The organism is Enterobacter sp. BIDMC93 (genome assembly GCF_001037805.1).
GTDB lineage: Bacteria > Pseudomonadota > Gammaproteobacteria > Enterobacterales > Enterobacteriaceae > Enterobacter > Enterobacter hormaechei_C.
In genome coordinates, this window is the sequence record NZ_KQ089962.1 from 4,553,917 (window position 1) to 4,569,596 (window position 15,680).

Here is a 15,680-nt window from a genome sequence, read left to right on the forward strand (position 1 = left end):
ATCATGGGCAAGTTCAAGTTTCCCTCCGCTTACACCATTCTCTTTTTTCTGATTGCCGTGGTTGCCGTGCTGACGTGGATTGTTCCGGCCGGGCAGTACCATATGGCAATGAACGAGGCGCTCGGTAAAGAAGTGCCGGTTGCTGGCACCTACGCGCACGTGGCAGCGCACCCGCAGGGGCTGGTTTCGGTGCTGATGGCGCCGATTGCCGGGCTGTACGATCCGGAGTCCGGCCAGGCCGGGGCCATCGACGTGGCGCTGTTTATTCTGATCATCGGGGGATTCCTCGGGATCGTCACTAAAACCGGGGCGATAGACGCCGGGATCGAGCGCGTCACCACCCGGCTGCGCGGACGCGAAGAGTGGATGATCCCGATCCTGATGGCGCTGTTTGCCGCAGGCGGCACGATTTACGGCATGGCAGAAGAGTCGCTGCCCTTCTATACCTTACTGGTGCCGGTGATGCTGGCGGCGCGGTTCGATCCGGTGGTTGCTGCGTCCACCGTGCTGCTCGGCGCGGGGATCGGCACCCTCGGCTCCACCATCAACCCGTTCGCCACGGTGATCGCCGCCAACGCCGCCGGGATCCCCTTCACCAACGGCATCATGTTGCGCATCGCGCTGCTGGTGATCGGCTGGATCATCTGCGTGGCATGGGTTATGCGTTACGCCCGCAAGGTGCGCAAGGATCCGTCGCTGTCGATCGTGGCGGATAAGCAGGAAGAGAATCTCGCCCACTTCCTCGGCAACAAGGGCGAGCAGTCGCTGGAATTTACCCCGGTGCGCAAACTCATCCTGGTGATCTTCGCCCTCGCCTTCGCGGTGATGATCTACGGCGTGGCGGTGCTGGGCTGGTGGATGGCGGAGATCTCGGCGGTGTTCCTCGCCAGCGCGATTATCGTCGGGCTGATCGCCCGCATGAGCGAAGAGGAGCTGACCTCAACCTTTATCAACGGCGCGCGAGATTTGCTGGGCGTCGCGCTGATTATCGGCATCGCGCGCGGTATCGTAGTGATCATGGATAAGGGCATGATTACCCACACCATTTTGCACAGCGCCGAGGGAATGGTCACCGGATTGTCGACGGTGGCGTTCATCAACGTGATGTACTGGCTGGAAGTGGTGCTGTCGTTTCTTGTGCCTTCTTCGTCCGGCCTGGCCGTTCTGACGATGCCGATCATGGCGCCCCTTGCCGATTTCGCTAACGTCAACCGCGACCTGGTGGTTACGGCTTACCAGTCGGCGTCCGGCATCGTTAACCTGATCACTCCCACCTCTGCCGTCGTGATGGGCGGGCTGGCTATCGCCCGCGTGCCCTACGTGCGCTATCTGAAATGGGTCGCGCCGCTGCTGGGGATTTTAACGGTGGTGATTATGGTGGCGTTAAGCCTGGGCGCCCTGTTGTAATTTGCCGGATGGCGCTGCGCTTATCCGGCCTACGGATCGGTGCAGTGCCACCGGTTATTTCGGGAACTGATATGGGAACTATGATGGATTACGAAGAGTACTCTCCCAAAGAGCAACTACAGCTAACGGTCTGCCAGCGTCTGATCGCGGAAAAGAGCTATCTCTCCCAGGAGGAGATCCGCCGCGACTTACAGGAGCGGGGTTTTGAGACCATCAGCCAGTCCACCGTTTCACGTCTGCTCAAGTTGCTCGGTGTCATAAAAATTCGCAATGCCAAAGGGCTAAAGATTTATTCGCTGAATCCCCAGCTGCGCCCGGCCCCCGACGCGGCGCGTACCGTCTCTGAAATGGTGGTGAGCGTGGAGCACAACAGCGAATTTATCCTTATCCATACCGTCGCCGGATATGGCCGCGCGGTGGCGCGTATTCTGGATTATCACCAGTTACCGGAAATTTTAGGCGTGGTGGCCGGAAGCAGTATCGTCTGGGTCGCCCCCCGCGTGGTGAAGCGCACCGCACTGGTGCATAAGCAAATTAATTATTTACTCAGAACGCATTAATATTCATAAAGAACCGTTTGCATTGAGTAAAGCGTGCATTAAATCGCTTGATCCCAAAAGCGAGCTGCGTATAATGCCCGACAATTTGCCGGGAGGAAGCATGGTCAAGCGTGTACGACATATCGTCTTACCGCGTCTGAAATCAGACGCTGGCCTGCCGTTTTTCTTCCCGTTGCTAAACCTATTCCCAGAGCCCCTCATTTGAGGGGCTTTTTTTTGCCCGGCGTCAGGAGATAAACATGAATCCGCTTTATCAAAAACACATCATTTCCATAAACGACCTCAGCCGCGAAGAGCTGGAACTGGTTCTGGAAACCGCGGCAAAACTGAAGGCCAATCCGCAACCGGAGCTGCTGAAGCACAAGGTGATTGCGAGCTGCTTCTTCGAGGCCTCCACCCGCACCCGCCTCTCCTTCGAAACCTCCATGCACCGCCTGGGCGCGAGCGTGGTGGGCTTCTCGGACAGCAGCAACACGTCGCTGGGCAAAAAAGGCGAGACCCTGGCGGATACCATTTCAGTCATCAGCACCTACGTGGACGCGATTGTGATGCGCCACCCGCAGGAGGGCGCGGCGCGTCTGGCGACCGAGTTTTCCGGCGGGATTCCGGTGCTGAACGCCGGTGACGGTGCCAACCAGCACCCGACGCAGACCCTGCTGGATCTGTTCACCATTCAGGAGACGCAGGGCACGCTTGAGAACCTGAACATCGCCATGGTCGGCGACCTGAAATATGGCCGCACCGTCCATTCCCTGACCCAGGCGCTGGCGAAATTTAACGGCAACCGCTTCTTCTTCATCGCGCCGGACGCGCTGGCGATGCCGCAGTACATTCTCGATATGCTGGACGAAAAAGGCATCGCGTGGAGCCTGCACGCCAGCATAGAAGAAGTGATGGGCAACGTGGATATTCTCTACATGACCCGCGTGCAGAAAGAGCGTCTTGACCCATCCGAGTACGCCAACGTGAAGGCGCAGTTCGTCCTGCGCGCCAGCGACCTCGAGGGCGCGCGCGACAACATGAAGGTGCTGCACCCGCTGCCGCGCATCGATGAGATCACCACAGACGTGGATAAAACGCCGCACGCCTGGTACTTCCAGCAGGCCGGAAACGGCATCTTCGCCCGCCAGGCGTTACTGGCACTGGTTCTGAATCGCGAATTAGCTCTGTAAGGGGAGACGACCATGACACACGATAACAAACTCCAGGTTGAAGCCATCAAGCGTGGCACCGTGATTGACCACATCCCTGCGCAGGTGGGCTTTAAGCTGCTGACGCTGTTCAAACTGACTGAAACCGACCAGCGCATCACCATCGGCCTGAACCTGCCGTCGGGCGAAATGGGCCGTAAAGACCTGATCAAAATCGAGAATACCTTCCTGACCGACGAGCAGGTCAACCAGCTGTCTCTGTACGCGCCGGACGCCACGGTTAACCGCATCGACGATTACGACGTGGTGGGCAAATCCCGCCCAAGCCTGCCGGATCGCATCGAAAGCGTGCTGGTCTGCCCGAACAGCAACTGCATCAGTCATGCTGAGCCGGTTTCCTCCAGTTTCGCAGTGAAAAAACGCGCCAATGACATTGCACTCAAATGCAAATACTGCGAAAAAGAGTTTTCTCATTATGTGGTGCTGGCCAACTAATTGAGGTTGGTAATGAAATCCCGGCTGTTATAATGGCCGGGAACATTCTTAACGCTGTAATTCTGGAGAAAAAATGAGCAAAGTACTCGCGACGGAAAATGCACCAGCGGCTATCGGCCCATACGTTCAGGGCGTTGATCTGGGCAGCATGATCATCACTTCTGGTCAGATCCCAGTGAACCCAAAAACCGGTGAAGTGCCAGCCGACGTAGCGGCGCAGGCGCGTCAGTCGCTGGAAAACGTGCAGGCGATCGTCGAATCTGCCGGCCTGAAAGTGGGCGATATCGTCAAAACCACCGTGTTCGTGAAAGATCTGAACGATTTCGCCACCGTCAACGCCACTTATGAAGCGTTCTTCACCGAGCACAACGCCACCTTCCCGGCGCGCTCCTGTGTGGAAGTGGCGCGTCTGCCAAAAGACGTAAAAATTGAAATTGAAGCGATTGCCGTACGTCGCTAATTTATTTCAATAAAGAGAAGGCAGCTCAGGCTGCCTTTTTTATTGCGACCATTTTTACTCTCTCCAGGCAATGACGCATCCCCCACTCCATTAATAGACTGACGCTGCCTTGTTATATTCTAATTAATGGATGAAGAATGAAACTCTCTAAGATCGCGCTGGCCGTTGCCACATTAGCGGTTGCGTCTTCCGCACTTGCACACGGATATATAGAATCCCCCGCCAGCCGCGCTTATATGTGTAAGCTCGGCCAGAATATTGACTGTGGCTCTGTACAATATGAACCGCAGAGCGTAGAAAAGACCTCCGGCTTCCCGACGGGCGCAATGCCGCCTGACGGCCAGCTTGCCAGCGCCGGTATTGCCAGCTACTCCCAGCTTGATAAGCAGAGCCTGAACGCCTGGACTAAAAGCCCCATGACGGCAGGCCCGCATGAATTTGTCTGGCACCATACCGCGCCGCATAAAACCACCAACTGGCGTTATTACATTACCAAACAAAACTGGGACCCCAATAAACCGCTGACCCGTGACCAGTTCGAATTAACGCCGTTCTGTACTATTAACGGGAATGGTCAGGCACCGTCCATGACAAAATCCAAGACCTGTAATGTCCCGGAACGTACGGGCTACCAGGTTATTTATGGCGTGTGGGAAATTGCGGATACCACAAACAGTTTCTATCAGGCCATTGACGTTGATTTCGGTAACGGCGGCAACGTCACGCCGGACGATACCCCAGCGGTAATATCCCAGTGGAGTAAAACCCTGAGCGGACAGATTGCCGGGAATAACCTGAACGTGGGCGATAAAGTGATTGCACGCTTCTTCGACGCCAACGGGGAAGTTGCCGCCCTGCGTACTGAAATGACCATCGGCTCTTCAGAACAAGGCGACGCTAACCAGTGGTCCTACGATCTGGCGCAGAAGATCAACACCGCTCATAGCGATGTCCGCGTCGGTGTGAAAGATGAAGCCGGTGAAATTAGTCCGGTTCACGGCGCCAACAGCGTATTCGTGAAAGACGGCAGCACGCTGAAATCCGTTGCCATCTCTTATGAAGAGCAAAAAGCGCAGGTGAGCGAGACCATCGCCGTTTCCGATCTGCAATACAGCAAAATCGAACATGGCAATGTGATTGTAACCTTCCATGTGAACACGCAGGGTGACGTTAATTTTGAAGCGCACGTGATGAACCACCACGGTGCCGAAAAAGGTTACCTGAAGCAGGATATGAATAACGTCAATCAAAACGTGACCATGACGCTGACTGACGTCACGGCGGGCCACCATATGCTGAAATACTACGCCACCAACAAAGACGGCACCCTGTTCGCGCAGGACGTGCTAAACCTGATGCTGGAAAGCGACGCGGCGGACAGCAGCGGCCCGCATGACTTTATCTTCCCGGACAGCATTGCCTCTTACAAAGCGGGCACCGTGGTGTTACAGCCTAAAAACGGTAAGACCTACGAGTGTAAACCGTTCCCGTATAGCGGCTACTGCGTGCAGTACAGCCCAACCGCAAACCAGTTTGAGCCAGGCGTGGGCGCGCACTGGAGAGAGGCGTGGGTGCTGAAGAACTGAGTTGCCTTCACGCCCGGCGGCACTTCGTTTGCCGGGCCTACACGTCACGTAGGCCCGGTAAGCGTAGCGCCACCGGGCGCATTTGTTACTGATTCCGCGTCGCACGCAGCAGCGTTTCCAGCGGGTAAACCGCCGCAATCACCACCTCGTCCTGGATCTTCGCCGCATTATCCAGTTCGCTCTGGATCGACGCGATCTCGTTGTCGTCCAGCGTGCCCTGGCGCGCCACCAGATCCGTCAGCCTCAGGCCAATCGACGAAAGCTTGTCCACCTCCTGAATCACCGGCTTGATCGCCTTCAGCTGATAGCTGTTTTCGCTCAAGGCCAGCGCATCGCTGGTGTTGTTCTGCCAGCGGTTAAAGACGTGGCGCAGCGCGTCGGCGCTTTCCGTGTCTTCCGCGTCGCTCACCAGACGGTCCGCCCATTTATTCATCTGACGCACGATCGCACTTTCCGCGTTTAGCGCGTCAGCGAGCCGGTTGAGCGGCTCAAACTGATGATAGTTTCCGGCCTGGAACTTAAGATGCTGGCGGGTGTAATACTGCGCCGGTTCAAGCGCCTGGGCGAGAATTTGCAGCGGCAGGGTATCCGCATTGTTGGCGAGGCGCGTGAACTGCACCTGCTGCTGGGTATGCTGCTGTAGTCCAGCCGACACCGTCGACCAGCTGTCCATCGCCTGGAGCCGGGTATACATGTTGTCGATGTCGTTGACGTCCTTCGCCGACCATAGCCGCTCCGCCACCGCAAAGGCGCGCGGCCACAGACGGATATCAAGCACCGGCGCGACCACGTTTTCCGCCCACAGCGCGGCTTCGCCGCCGAGCAGATTGGCCTCGTTCGCCGGGTCCGGCACCACCGGCGGTATGCCTTTTGGCACCGCGTCCAGACGCGTGCCGTCGATCGGGTAGCGGGCGTTACCCACCAGGAAATAGCCGCTGAGCTTATCGTTCTCAACGGAAACGACCGGACGCGTTTCACCCATCCAGGTATCAACGGTAAACGTTACCTGGTTGTCGTCCCGCCACTGAATGTTCTCCACCGCCCGACGCGATTTCCCGGCAAAATCAATAAATCCGCGCCACCCGGCATCGCCTTTCACCAGCGTAAAGCTGCCTTCCACCGGCTTGCCTTTCAGACGCGGCATGGAGAAAGCCCAGCTCTGGACGCTGTCGGTGTCCGCTATCACATCCACGCCGTTCAGCCCCTGCGGCACAATTTCATTGCGGTAGTGGTAGGCGGTGGATTGCGGCTGATCGAGGTAGAAACCGGTTGAGAGAATGCCCTTATAGCCGTTCTGCGCCACCTGCCCCAGCGCGTCCTGTCCCTGCCAGGACTGGATCAGAATGCTTTTCGGCAGATCGGGATGGTAGATCTCATCCCAGCCAACCATCTGCCGGTGGTGCTTCTCAAGGATCGTCTCCAGCTTGCGGTTGAAATACGCCTGCAACGCGTGGCTGTCCGCCAGTTTGTTGTCGCGCATAAACGTCTGGATCGCAGCGTTCGCTTTCCACTGGCTGTCGTCAACCTCATCGCCGCCAATATGCAGATACGGATCCGGGAAGATCGCCGCCAGTTCGCTGACCATCGCGTCGGCAAAGGTATAAGTTGCCTCTTTGGTTGGATCCAGCACCGGCTTCAGCACGCCCCAGTGGCGCTCCATGGCGTACGGCCCCGGCGCGCTCATCAGCTCCGGGTAGGCGACGGCAATCGCCGAGGCGTGGCCCGGCATATCAATTTCCGGCACCACGCGTATGCCGCGCTCGGCAGCGTAACGCACAATCTCGCGCATCTGCTCCGGGGTGTAGAACAGCCCATCGCTGGCAAGCTGGGTTAATTTTGGATAACGCTTTGAGCTGAAGCGCCAGCCCTGATCGTCGGTTAAGTGCCAGTGCAGAACGTTGAGTTTTGCCGCGGCCATGCCGTCGATCTGGCGTTTAATATCCGGAATCGGGAGGAAGTGGCGCGCCGAATCGAGCAGCAGCCCGCGCCACGGGAAGCGCGGCGAATCTTCAATGGTTACCCACGGGATCGAGGTGTTTTCGGCGCCGTTCTGCATCAGCTGAAGCAAGGTTTCCATGGCGCGCAGCGCGCCGAAGCGGGTGTTGGCGGAGATATTTACGCCGTTGGCGTCCACCGTGAGTTTATAGCTCTCATCGCTGTCCGGCAGCGGCTGCGGCTTCACCTTTTTGGCGATGGCGATGCGGATAGTCGGCTTGTCCGGTTTTTCGGCCTGCGGCTGTAGCGTCCAGCCGGTTTGCAGCGCAATGCGCTGGCGCAGGCGGTTGACCGCATCCCCCAGATCGTCGCCGCTGACGCTCACGGAGAGTTGATTGTTAAGCACCAGCGCGCCCTGAGTGGTCGGGCGCTCAACCTTCGCAGGCCAGGGCATTAAGGGAAGGTCGCCTGCCGGGGCGGCAAAGGCGGAAGCGCCGAGCATAAGCCCGGCGGTTAAGAGACTGTACCGTAACATGAATGTTCCTTATCTGACGGGCCAAATAAAGGCAAAACATTCTGTTAACATGCGCTCAAATTGTCGTCAAGCGAATGCGCCGACAGAGATCACAGGTTGTTGAATTTGGGAGGAAAGCTATTGCCCGGTGGCGCTGCGCTTACCGGGCCTACGTTTCGGGAGTAGGCCGGGTAAGGCGAAGCCGCCACCCGGCAAACATAATTTACTGCCACCCATACCGACGGCTATAGAACCCTTTCACCATCTGCGTCAGTACCATGTAGCCCGCGAGGATCGCCACCAGCCACGGGAAGTAGCTCAGCGGCAGCGCCTGAAGTTGCAGGTAGCTTGCCAGCGGCGAGAACGGCAGCGCGATCCCGAGCGCCATCACAATGCCCGTCATCACAATCAGCGGCCACGCGGCACGGCTCTGGATAAACGGAATGCGGCGGGTGCGGATCATGTGCACAATCAGCGTCTGCGACAGCAGTCCCACCACGAACCAGCCGGACTGGAACAGCGTCTGGTGTTCTGGCGTATTCGCATGGAACACAAACCACATCAGGCAGAAGGTCAGAATGTCGAAGATAGAGCTGATCGGCCCAAAGAACAGCATAAAGCGCCCCAGATCGGCGGGGTTCCAGCGCTGCGGCTTCTGGATCTGCTCGTCGTCCACGTTATCAAACGGGATCGCTACCTGAGAGACATCGTACATCAGGTTCTGGATCAGCAGATGCAGCGGCAGCATCGGCAGGAACGGCAGAAACGCGCTCGCCACCAGCACGCTGAAGACGTTGCCGAAGTTGGAGCTGGCGGTCATTTTGATGTATTTGAGCATATTGGCGAAGGTGCGACGCCCTTCGATGACGCCCTCCTCCAGCACCATCAGGCTCTTTTCCAGCAGGATGATATCCGCCGCCTCGCGAGCAATATCCACCGCGCCGTCCACGGAGATACCAATGTCCGCCGCACGCAGCGCGGGCGCGTCGTTGATGCCATCGCCCATAAAGCCGACCACGTGCCCTTCACGACGCAGCAGGGTAACGATGCGCTCTTTATGCATCGGCGTCAGGCGGGCAAACAGCGTGGTGCGTTGGGCAAGCTCGGCCAGCTCATCGTCGGACAGGTGCTCAATGTCGCTCCCCACGACGACGTCGCCCGCGTCCAGGCCGACTTCGTGGCACACTTTGGCCGCCACCAGCTCGCTGTCGCCGGTGAGGATTTTGACGGTGATACCGCTCGCTTTCAGCGCTTTTAGCGCCGGCGCGGTGGTCTCTTTCGGCGGATCGAGGAATGCGATGTAACCTTCGAGGATCAAATCGGATTCATCGATACGCTGGTAGTCACCTTCCCGCGCAGGCAGGAACTTGCTGGCTACTGCCACCACGCGCAGCCCCTGACGGTTCAGGTTATCGGTGACGCGTTTGATGCGGCGCAGCATGGTCTCATCCAACGGCACGATCTCGCCGTTATGGCGCACCTGCGTGGAAACATTCAGGATCTCCTGCAATGCTCCTTTGCAGATCAGCTGATGTACGTCCGCCTGCTCGCTGACCACCACCGACATGCGGCGGCGCTCGAAGTCGAACGGGATTTCGTCCACCTTCTGCCAGCGACCGGAGAGCGTGCGGGCAGACTCCTCGTCCACCCCTTCCAGCACCGCCACGTCGAGCAGGTTTTTCAGCCCGGTCTGATAGTGGCTGTTCAGCCAGGCGCTGTGGAGCACGCGCTCGCTGGTTTTTCCGGCGATGTCGGTGTGGTTCTCCAGCACGATTTTGTCCTGCGTCAGGGTGCCGGTTTTATCGGTGCAAAGGATGTCCATCGCGCCAAAGTTCTGGATGGCGTCGAGGTGTTTAACGATCACCTTTTGTTTAGAGAGTTTGACCGCCCCGCGCGCCAGCGTGGAGGTGACAATCATCGGCAGCATTTCCGGCGTTAAGCCAACGGCCACGGAGAGCGCGAACAGCGCCGCTTCCCACCAGTCGCCTTTGGTGTAGCCGTTGATCAGCAGGACAATCGGCGTCATGACCATCATAAAGCGGATCAGCAGCATGCTGACGCGGCCAATGCCTTTCTGGAATGCATTCGGCTCGCTCTCCTGCTCGCTGACGCGTCCGGCAAGCTGTCCAAACCAGGTATTGCCGCCGGTGGCGGTGACAATCGCCTGCGCGGTGCCGCTAACCACCGTGGTGCCCATAAAGCACAGGGTGTCGCACTCCAGCGGGTTCATCTGCTGCGGATCGCGGGTCCGCGCTACCTTCTCTACGGGCAGGGATTCACCGGTGAGTGACGCCTGCGCGACGAACAGATCCCGCGCCTGGATGACGCGTAAATCCGCCGGGATCATGTCCCCCGCCGCCAGCTTCACCAGATCGCCCGGCACCAGCTGGTCAATGGGAAGCTCAATCCAGGCGTTCTCGCCGAGGTCGTTAATCACGCGCGACACGGTGGCGGTGTTGCTGACCATCGCTTTCAGGGCGTCCGCCGCTTTGGTGGAGCGCGCTTCCTGAATAAAGTTCAGCAGCGTGGAGATCCCCACCATCAGGGCAATCACGCCTGCGGCAAACAGATCTTCAGTGGCGTAAGAGATAATCCCGAGCACCGTCAACAGCAGGTTGAACGGATTGCGGTAGCAGAGCCACAGGTGGACCCACCAGGGAGAGGGTTTCTGCGCCGGGATCTGGTTATCGCCATGTTCCGCGCGGATTTTTAACACTTCTTGCGCGTTCAGCCCTTCCGGGTGGCCGCCAAAGGCGCGCCAGACTTCGTTTTCATCCATCGCCGCCACGTTCAGGCAGCGCTCGGTCAGGGAAGCGGGGATTGCCGCTCCCGCCATGGTGTTGGCATTTGGCAGCGGATCGCGCGCAATCAGGCGATGTGGCAGGTGACGGCTCAGCAGCGCTTGCAGCTGCCGGGTGATATTCTTCAGCATAGTCATTCCCCCGCATCCGCAAAGGCGGACGCAGTTTTCCCGCAGGCGTGGCAAAGCCTTACCTGTCAGGCACTTAATTTATCAAGCAGGAACGTATGAACGTTGCTGCCTCACGCCGGTGAGACAGCAAAAGGCTGGCTTACCGGAAAGAAGGTTTTCTCCTGGTCAGGAGAGGTGTGGGATCGGGATCCATGTGGCCTCCGGTAAGTAAAAAGTTGGGTATCGGCACGCAGTATAGTGATTTATCCATACCGTTTGTGACTAATCGGGCGGTATTATAACGCCCTGCAAATAAACCAAACGTAAACCAGACTTTGCCCATAGCGAATTCGCAGGATAGCATTAGGCTCAATTGATTATTTTATCGATGTTACAGGGAATACAGCATGCAGAACCGCCTTACGATTAAAGATATCGCGCGTTTAAGCGGCGTGGGGAAATCGACTGTCTCACGCGTGCTGAACAACGAAAGCGGTGTCAGCGAGCGCACACGCGAGCGCGTCGAGGCGGTGATGAATCAGCACGGTTTTTCCCCTTCCCGCTCCGCGCGCGCCATGCGCGGGCAGAGCGATAAAGTGGTCGCCATTATTGTCTCGCGTCTGGATTCCCTCTCCGAAAACCTCGCCGTACAGACGATGCTGCCCGCGTTCTACGAGCAGGGCTACGATCCGATCATGATGGAGAGCAAGTTCTCCGCGCAAATGGTGGAGGAGCATCTCGGCATGCTTCAGCGCCGTAATATTGATGGGGTGGTGCTGTTCGGATTTACCGGCCTAAAAGAGGACGTGCTTAAACCCTGGCAGCCGTCACTGGTGCTGCTGGCGCGCGACGCCAGCGGGTTTGCCTCTGTCTGTTACGATGACGAAGGGGCGATCGTGATCCTGATGCAGCGCCTGTATGAACAGGGCCATCGGCATATTAGCTATCTCGGCGTGCCGCATGCCGACATCACCACCGGCAAGCGTCGCCACGAAGCGTACCTGGCGTTTTGTAAAAAACACAATCTTCCCGCCGTGGCCGCGCTGCCCGGTCTGGGTATGAAACAGGGATATGAACAGGTCGCCAGCGTGCTAACGTCACAAACCACCGCCCTGGTATGCGCCACGGATACCCTTGCATTGGGTGCGAGCAAATATTTGCAGGAGCAGCGCATCGGGGAACTGCAATTAGCGAGCGTGGGAAGCACGCCGCTGATGAAGTTCTTACACCCGGAGATTATCAGCGTTGATCCGGGTTACGCCGAGTCTGGCCGGCAGGCTGCCGCGCAGCTGATCGAGCAGATTACCGGGCGAACCGAGCCCCGTCAGATCGTTATCCCAGCCCATCTCTCATAATTCTTTTGAATAGATTATTGTGATCTTCGCCCGATTTCGGGAACGTTCCCATTTTCGCCGTCACGTTGAAGGAGTAGGCTTGCGCACAGGTCATAACCCCTATCACCATCTGTCATGAGGTTTCATGATGAGTAAAGTCAAACAAACAGATATCGATCAGCTGATCGTCCTGGTCGGCGGACGCGATAACATCGCCACCGTCAGCCATTGCATTACCCGCCTGCGCTTCGTGCTGAACGATCCGGCCAAAGCCAACCCGAAGGCCATTGAAGAGCTTTCTATGGTTAAAGGCTGCTTCACCAACGCCGGGCAGTTTCAGGTGGTGATTGGTACCGAAGTGGGCGATTACTATCAGGCTCTGCTGGCGACTACCGGGCACTCTTCCGCCGATAAAGAGCAGGCGAAGAAGGCCGCGCGCCAGAATATGAAATGGCATGAGCAGCTGATTTCCCATTTTGCGGAGATCTTCTTCCCGCTGCTGCCAGCGCTGATCAGCGGGGGCTTAATTCTGGGCTTCCGTAACGTCATCGGCGATGTGCCAATGAGCGACGGCAAAACCCTGGCGCAGATGTACCCGGCGCTGCAAAGCATCTATGACTTCCTGTGGCTGATTGGCGAAGCGATCTTCTTCTATCTGCCGGTCGGGATCTGCTGGTCCGCGGTGCGCAAAATGGGCGGAACGCCAATTCTCGGTATCGTGCTCGGCGTGACGCTGGTCTCTCCGCAGTTAATGAACGCTTACTTACTTGGTCAGCAAACGCCAGAGGTATGGAACTTTGGCCTGTTTACCATCGCCAAAGTGGGCTATCAGGCGCAGGTGATCCCGGCATTGCTGGCGGGCCTGGCGCTGGGCTTTATTGAGACGCGCCTGAAGCGCATCGTGCCGGATTACCTCTATCTGGTGGTGGTCCCGGTCTGCTCGCTGATCCTGGCGGTGTTCCTGGCGCACGCCTTTATCGGTCCGTTTGGCCGCATGATTGGCGACGGCGTGGCCTTCGCGGTCCGTCACCTGATGACCGGCAGCTTCGCGCCAATCGGTGCCGCGCTGTTTGGCTTCCTCTACGCTCCGCTGGTGATCACCGGCGTGCACCAGACCACGCTGGCGATTGATATGCAGATGATCCAGAGCCTCGGCGGTACGCCTGTCTGGCCGATCATCGCCCTGTCTAACATTGCGCAGGCCTCGGCGGTAACCGGCATCATCATCGTCAGCCGTAAGCACAACGAGCGAGAGATCTCCGTTCCGGCTGCCATCTCCGCTTACCTCGGCGTCACTGAACCGGCGATGTACGGTATCAATCTGAAATACCGCTTCCCGATGCTCTGCGCGATGATCGGCTCCGGTCTGGCGGGCTTGCTGTGCGGCCTGAACAGTGTGATGGCGAACGGGATTGGCGTCGGCGGCCTGCCGGGTATCCTCTCCATTCAGCCCGCGTTCTGGCAGGTATTTGCGCTGGCGATGGCGGTGGCGATTATCATCCCAATGGCGCTGACTACTGTGGTTTACCAGCGTAAGTTCCGTCAGGGCACGTTGCAGATTGTTTAATTCTCTCTTTCGGGGCGCAGTTGCGCCCCTTCGCATTTGCAGGAACGTACTATGAATACCCTTCCTCACTGGTGGCAGAACGGCGTCATCTATCAGATTTACCCAAAGAGTTTCCAGGACACCACCGGCAGCGGCACGGGCGATCTGCGCGGCGTGACGCAGCGCCTGGACTACCTGAAAACCCTCGGCATTGACGCCATCTGGCTGACGCCGTTTTATATCTCCCCGCAGGTGGATAACGGTTACGACGTGGCGAACTACACTGCCATCGATCCGACCTACGGCACGCTGGACGACTTTGACGAGCTGGTTGCCCGGGCGCATGAACGCGGCATCCGCATCGTGCTGGATATGGTCTTTAACCACACGTCCACGCAGCACGCCTGGTTCCGTGAGTCGCTGGATAAAGCGAGTCCGTACCGCCAGTTCTATATCTGGCGCGACGGTACGCCGGATACGCTTCCCAACAACTGGCGCTCCAAATTTGGCGGCAACGCCTGGCGCTGGCACGCCGAAAGCGAGCAGTATTATCTGCACCTGTTCGCACCGGAGCAGGCGGATCTCAACTGGGAAAACCCGGCGGTGCGCGCCGAGCTGAAAAAAGTGTGCGAGTTCTGGGCCGATCGCGGCGTGGACGGCTTGCGTCTGGACGTGATTAACCTGATTTCAAAAGATCAGGATTTCCCGGACGATACCCTCGGCGACGGTCGCCGCTTCTACACTGACGGGCCGCGCATCCACGAATATCTCCAGGAGATGAGCCGCGACGTCTTTACGCCGCGTAATCTGATGACGGTGGGCGAGATGTCCTCCACCTCGCTGGAGAACTGCCAACAGTACGCGTCTCTTGACGGCCGCGAGCTGTCGATGACCTTTAACTTCCACCACCTCAAGGTAGACTACCCCGGCGGCGAAAAATGGACGAAGGCGAAGCCGGACTTCGTGGCGCTAAAAACCCTTTTCCGCCACTGGCAGCAGGGGATGCACAACAAAGCCTGGAACGCGCTGTTCTGGTGTAACCATGACCAGCCGCGCATCGTGTCGCGCTTTGGTGACGAAGGGGAACACCGCGTGGCGGCGGCGAAAATGCTCGGCATGGTGCTGCACGGGATGCAGGGCACGCCGTATATCTACCAGGGTGAAGAACTGGGTATGACCAACCCGCATTTCAGCCGTATCACCGACTACCGCGACGTGGAAAGCCTGAACATGTTCGCCGAACAGCGGGCTAACGGTCGCGATACGGATGAACTACTGGCGATTCTGGCGAGTAAGTCACGCGATAATGGCCGCACGCCGATGCAGTGGGACGCCTCGCATAATGCGGGCTTTACCGAGGCCGAGCCGTGGATTGGCGTCTGCGACAACTACGAAACCGTGAACGCCCGCGCGGCGCTGGACGACCCCGATTCGGTGTTTTACACCTATCAGTCGCTGATTCGCCTGCGCAAAACCTTGTCGGTACTGACGTGGGGAGACTATGAAGATTTGCTTCCGGATCACCCTTCCCTGTGGTGCTACCGCCGCCAGTGGCAGGGACAAACGCTGATGGTGGTGGCGAACCTGAGCCACGCGCGCCAGCAGTGGCAGCCCGTCCCCGTAGAGGGAGCATGGCGGGTGGCACTCAGCAACTATGACGAGGTTCCCTTCCGACCCGATACGTTGCTATTGCGCCCGTTTGAAGCTATCTGGTGGGTGCAGGAATAAACCTCAGGAGATACAGCATGCTGTATCTCTTTTTTTATGTTTAGCGATACGCT

Annotated in this window: 12 protein-coding genes and 1 pseudogene; 10 read left to right on the forward strand and 3 right to left on the reverse strand. The window is 58.1% G+C overall.

Annotation, left to right across the window (positions count from 1 at the left end; translation table 11 throughout):
* Positions 1–3: 3 nt before the first annotated feature.
* Together SK58_RS21280 and SK58_RS21285 are read left to right on the forward strand one after the other, a co-directional pair.
* Positions 4–1,407 (forward strand): YfcC family protein, encoded by a 1,404-nt coding sequence (locus SK58_RS21280; RefSeq protein ID WP_022646882.1) that lies wholly within the window; start codon positions 4–6, stop codon positions 1,405–1,407.
* Positions 1,408–1,487: 80 nt separating this feature from the next.
* The gene (locus SK58_RS21285; protein WP_003863366.1) at positions 1,488–1,967 is read left to right on the forward strand and encodes an arginine repressor; all 480 of its coding nucleotides are present in this window, start codon (positions 1,488–1,490) and stop codon (positions 1,965–1,967) included.
* Positions 1,968–1,970: 3 nt separating this feature from the next.
* Here SK58_RS21285 and SK58_RS23025 read toward each other — a convergent pair.
* Positions 1,971–2,088: pseudogene (locus SK58_RS23025) on the reverse strand (hypothetical protein).
* On the opposite strand from SK58_RS23025, the gene SK58_RS22640 reads away from it, so the two are divergent.
* From SK58_RS22640 to gbpA, 5 genes are all read left to right on the forward strand, one after another.
* On the forward strand, positions 2,068–2,172 hold the full coding sequence (locus SK58_RS22640; RefSeq protein ID WP_071524139.1) for a pyrBI operon leader peptide: 105 nt from the start codon (positions 2,068–2,070) through the stop codon (positions 2,170–2,172). The pseudogene SK58_RS23025 and the gene SK58_RS22640 sit on opposite strands and share 21 nt — an antisense overlap.
* 34 nt (positions 2,173–2,206) lie before the next feature.
* Complete coding sequence (gene pyrB / locus SK58_RS21290; RefSeq protein ID WP_003863368.1) at positions 2,207–3,139, forward strand: aspartate carbamoyltransferase; 933 nt, start codon at positions 2,207–2,209, stop codon at positions 3,137–3,139.
* Between the two features lie 12 nt (positions 3,140–3,151).
* Positions 3,152–3,613: an aspartate carbamoyltransferase regulatory subunit gene (gene pyrI, locus SK58_RS21295; RefSeq protein ID WP_003863370.1), complete on the forward strand. Its 462-nt coding sequence runs from the start codon at positions 3,152–3,154 to the stop codon at positions 3,611–3,613.
* 73 nt (positions 3,614–3,686) lie between these two features.
* Positions 3,687–4,073 carry a 2-iminobutanoate/2-iminopropanoate deaminase gene (gene ridA / locus SK58_RS21300; protein ID WP_003863373.1) on the forward strand — a complete coding sequence of 129 codons (387 nt, stop codon included), beginning with the start codon at positions 3,687–3,689 and terminating at the stop codon, positions 4,071–4,073.
* Between the two features lie 137 nt (positions 4,074–4,210).
* A complete protein-coding gene (gbpA, locus tag SK58_RS21305) occupies positions 4,211–5,659 on the forward strand; it encodes an N-acetylglucosamine-binding protein GbpA (protein ID WP_032634094.1) in 1,449 nt (482 codons plus the stop codon).
* An 85-nt stretch (positions 5,660–5,744) separates the two neighbouring features.
* Here gbpA and SK58_RS21310 read toward each other — a convergent pair whose 3' ends face one another.
* Complete coding sequence (locus tag SK58_RS21310; RefSeq protein WP_032620840.1) at positions 5,745–8,129, reverse strand: beta-N-acetylhexosaminidase; 2,385 nt, start codon at positions 8,127–8,129, stop codon at positions 5,745–5,747.
* A 202-nt stretch (positions 8,130–8,331) separates the two neighbouring features.
* Positions 8,332–11,040 carry a magnesium-translocating P-type ATPase gene (gene mgtA, locus SK58_RS21315; RefSeq protein ID WP_017383907.1) on the reverse strand — a complete coding sequence of 903 codons (2,709 nt, stop codon included), beginning with the start codon at positions 11,038–11,040 and terminating at the stop codon, positions 8,332–8,334.
* 386 nt (positions 11,041–11,426) lie between these two features.
* Between mgtA and treR the strand changes: the two genes are divergently transcribed.
* The 3 genes from treR to treC all read left to right on the forward strand — a co-directional run bounded on the left by treR (position 11,427) and on the right by treC (position 15,627).
* On the forward strand, positions 11,427–12,374 hold the full coding sequence (gene treR / locus SK58_RS21320; RefSeq protein ID WP_017383908.1) for a trehalose operon repressor TreR: 948 nt from the start codon (positions 11,427–11,429) through the stop codon (positions 12,372–12,374).
* Between the two features lie 127 nt (positions 12,375–12,501).
* A complete protein-coding gene (gene treB / locus SK58_RS21325; protein ID WP_020480548.1) occupies positions 12,502–13,920 on the forward strand; it encodes a PTS trehalose transporter subunit IIBC in 1,419 nt (472 codons plus the stop codon).
* 51 nt (positions 13,921–13,971) lie between these two features.
* A complete protein-coding gene (treC, locus tag SK58_RS21330; protein ID WP_047728139.1) occupies positions 13,972–15,627 on the forward strand; it encodes an alpha,alpha-phosphotrehalase in 1,656 nt (551 codons plus the stop codon).
* Positions 15,628–15,680: the final 53 nt, after the last annotated feature.

Excerpts from the sequence above, each read along its gene's own strand:
- SK58_RS21280 (WP_022646882.1), top strand. The coding sequence starts at position 4 with ATGGGCAAGTTCAAGTTTCCCTCCGCTTACACCATTCTCTTTTTTCTG.
- SK58_RS21285 (WP_003863366.1), top strand. The coding sequence starts at position 1,488 with ATGATGGATTACGAAGAGTACTCTCCCAAAGAGCAACTACAGCTAACG.
- SK58_RS22640 (WP_071524139.1), top strand. The coding sequence starts at position 2,068 with ATGGTCAAGCGTGTACGACATATCGTCTTACCGCGTCTGAAATCAGAC.
- pyrB (WP_003863368.1), top strand. The coding sequence starts at position 2,207 with ATGAATCCGCTTTATCAAAAACACATCATTTCCATAAACGACCTCAGC.
- pyrI (WP_003863370.1), top strand. The coding sequence starts at position 3,152 with ATGACACACGATAACAAACTCCAGGTTGAAGCCATCAAGCGTGGCACC.
- ridA (WP_003863373.1), top strand. The coding sequence starts at position 3,687 with ATGAGCAAAGTACTCGCGACGGAAAATGCACCAGCGGCTATCGGCCCA.
- gbpA (WP_032634094.1), top strand. The coding sequence starts at position 4,211 with ATGAAACTCTCTAAGATCGCGCTGGCCGTTGCCACATTAGCGGTTGCG.
- SK58_RS21310 (WP_032620840.1), bottom strand. The coding sequence starts at position 8,129 with ATGTTACGGTACAGTCTCTTAACCGCCGGGCTTATGCTCGGCGCTTCC.
- mgtA (WP_017383907.1), bottom strand. The coding sequence starts at position 11,040 with ATGCTGAAGAATATCACCCGGCAGCTGCAAGCGCTGCTGAGCCGTCAC.
- treR (WP_017383908.1), top strand. The coding sequence starts at position 11,427 with ATGCAGAACCGCCTTACGATTAAAGATATCGCGCGTTTAAGCGGCGTG.
- treB (WP_020480548.1), top strand. The coding sequence starts at position 12,502 with ATGAGTAAAGTCAAACAAACAGATATCGATCAGCTGATCGTCCTGGTC.
- treC (WP_047728139.1), top strand. The coding sequence starts at position 13,972 with ATGAATACCCTTCCTCACTGGTGGCAGAACGGCGTCATCTATCAGATT.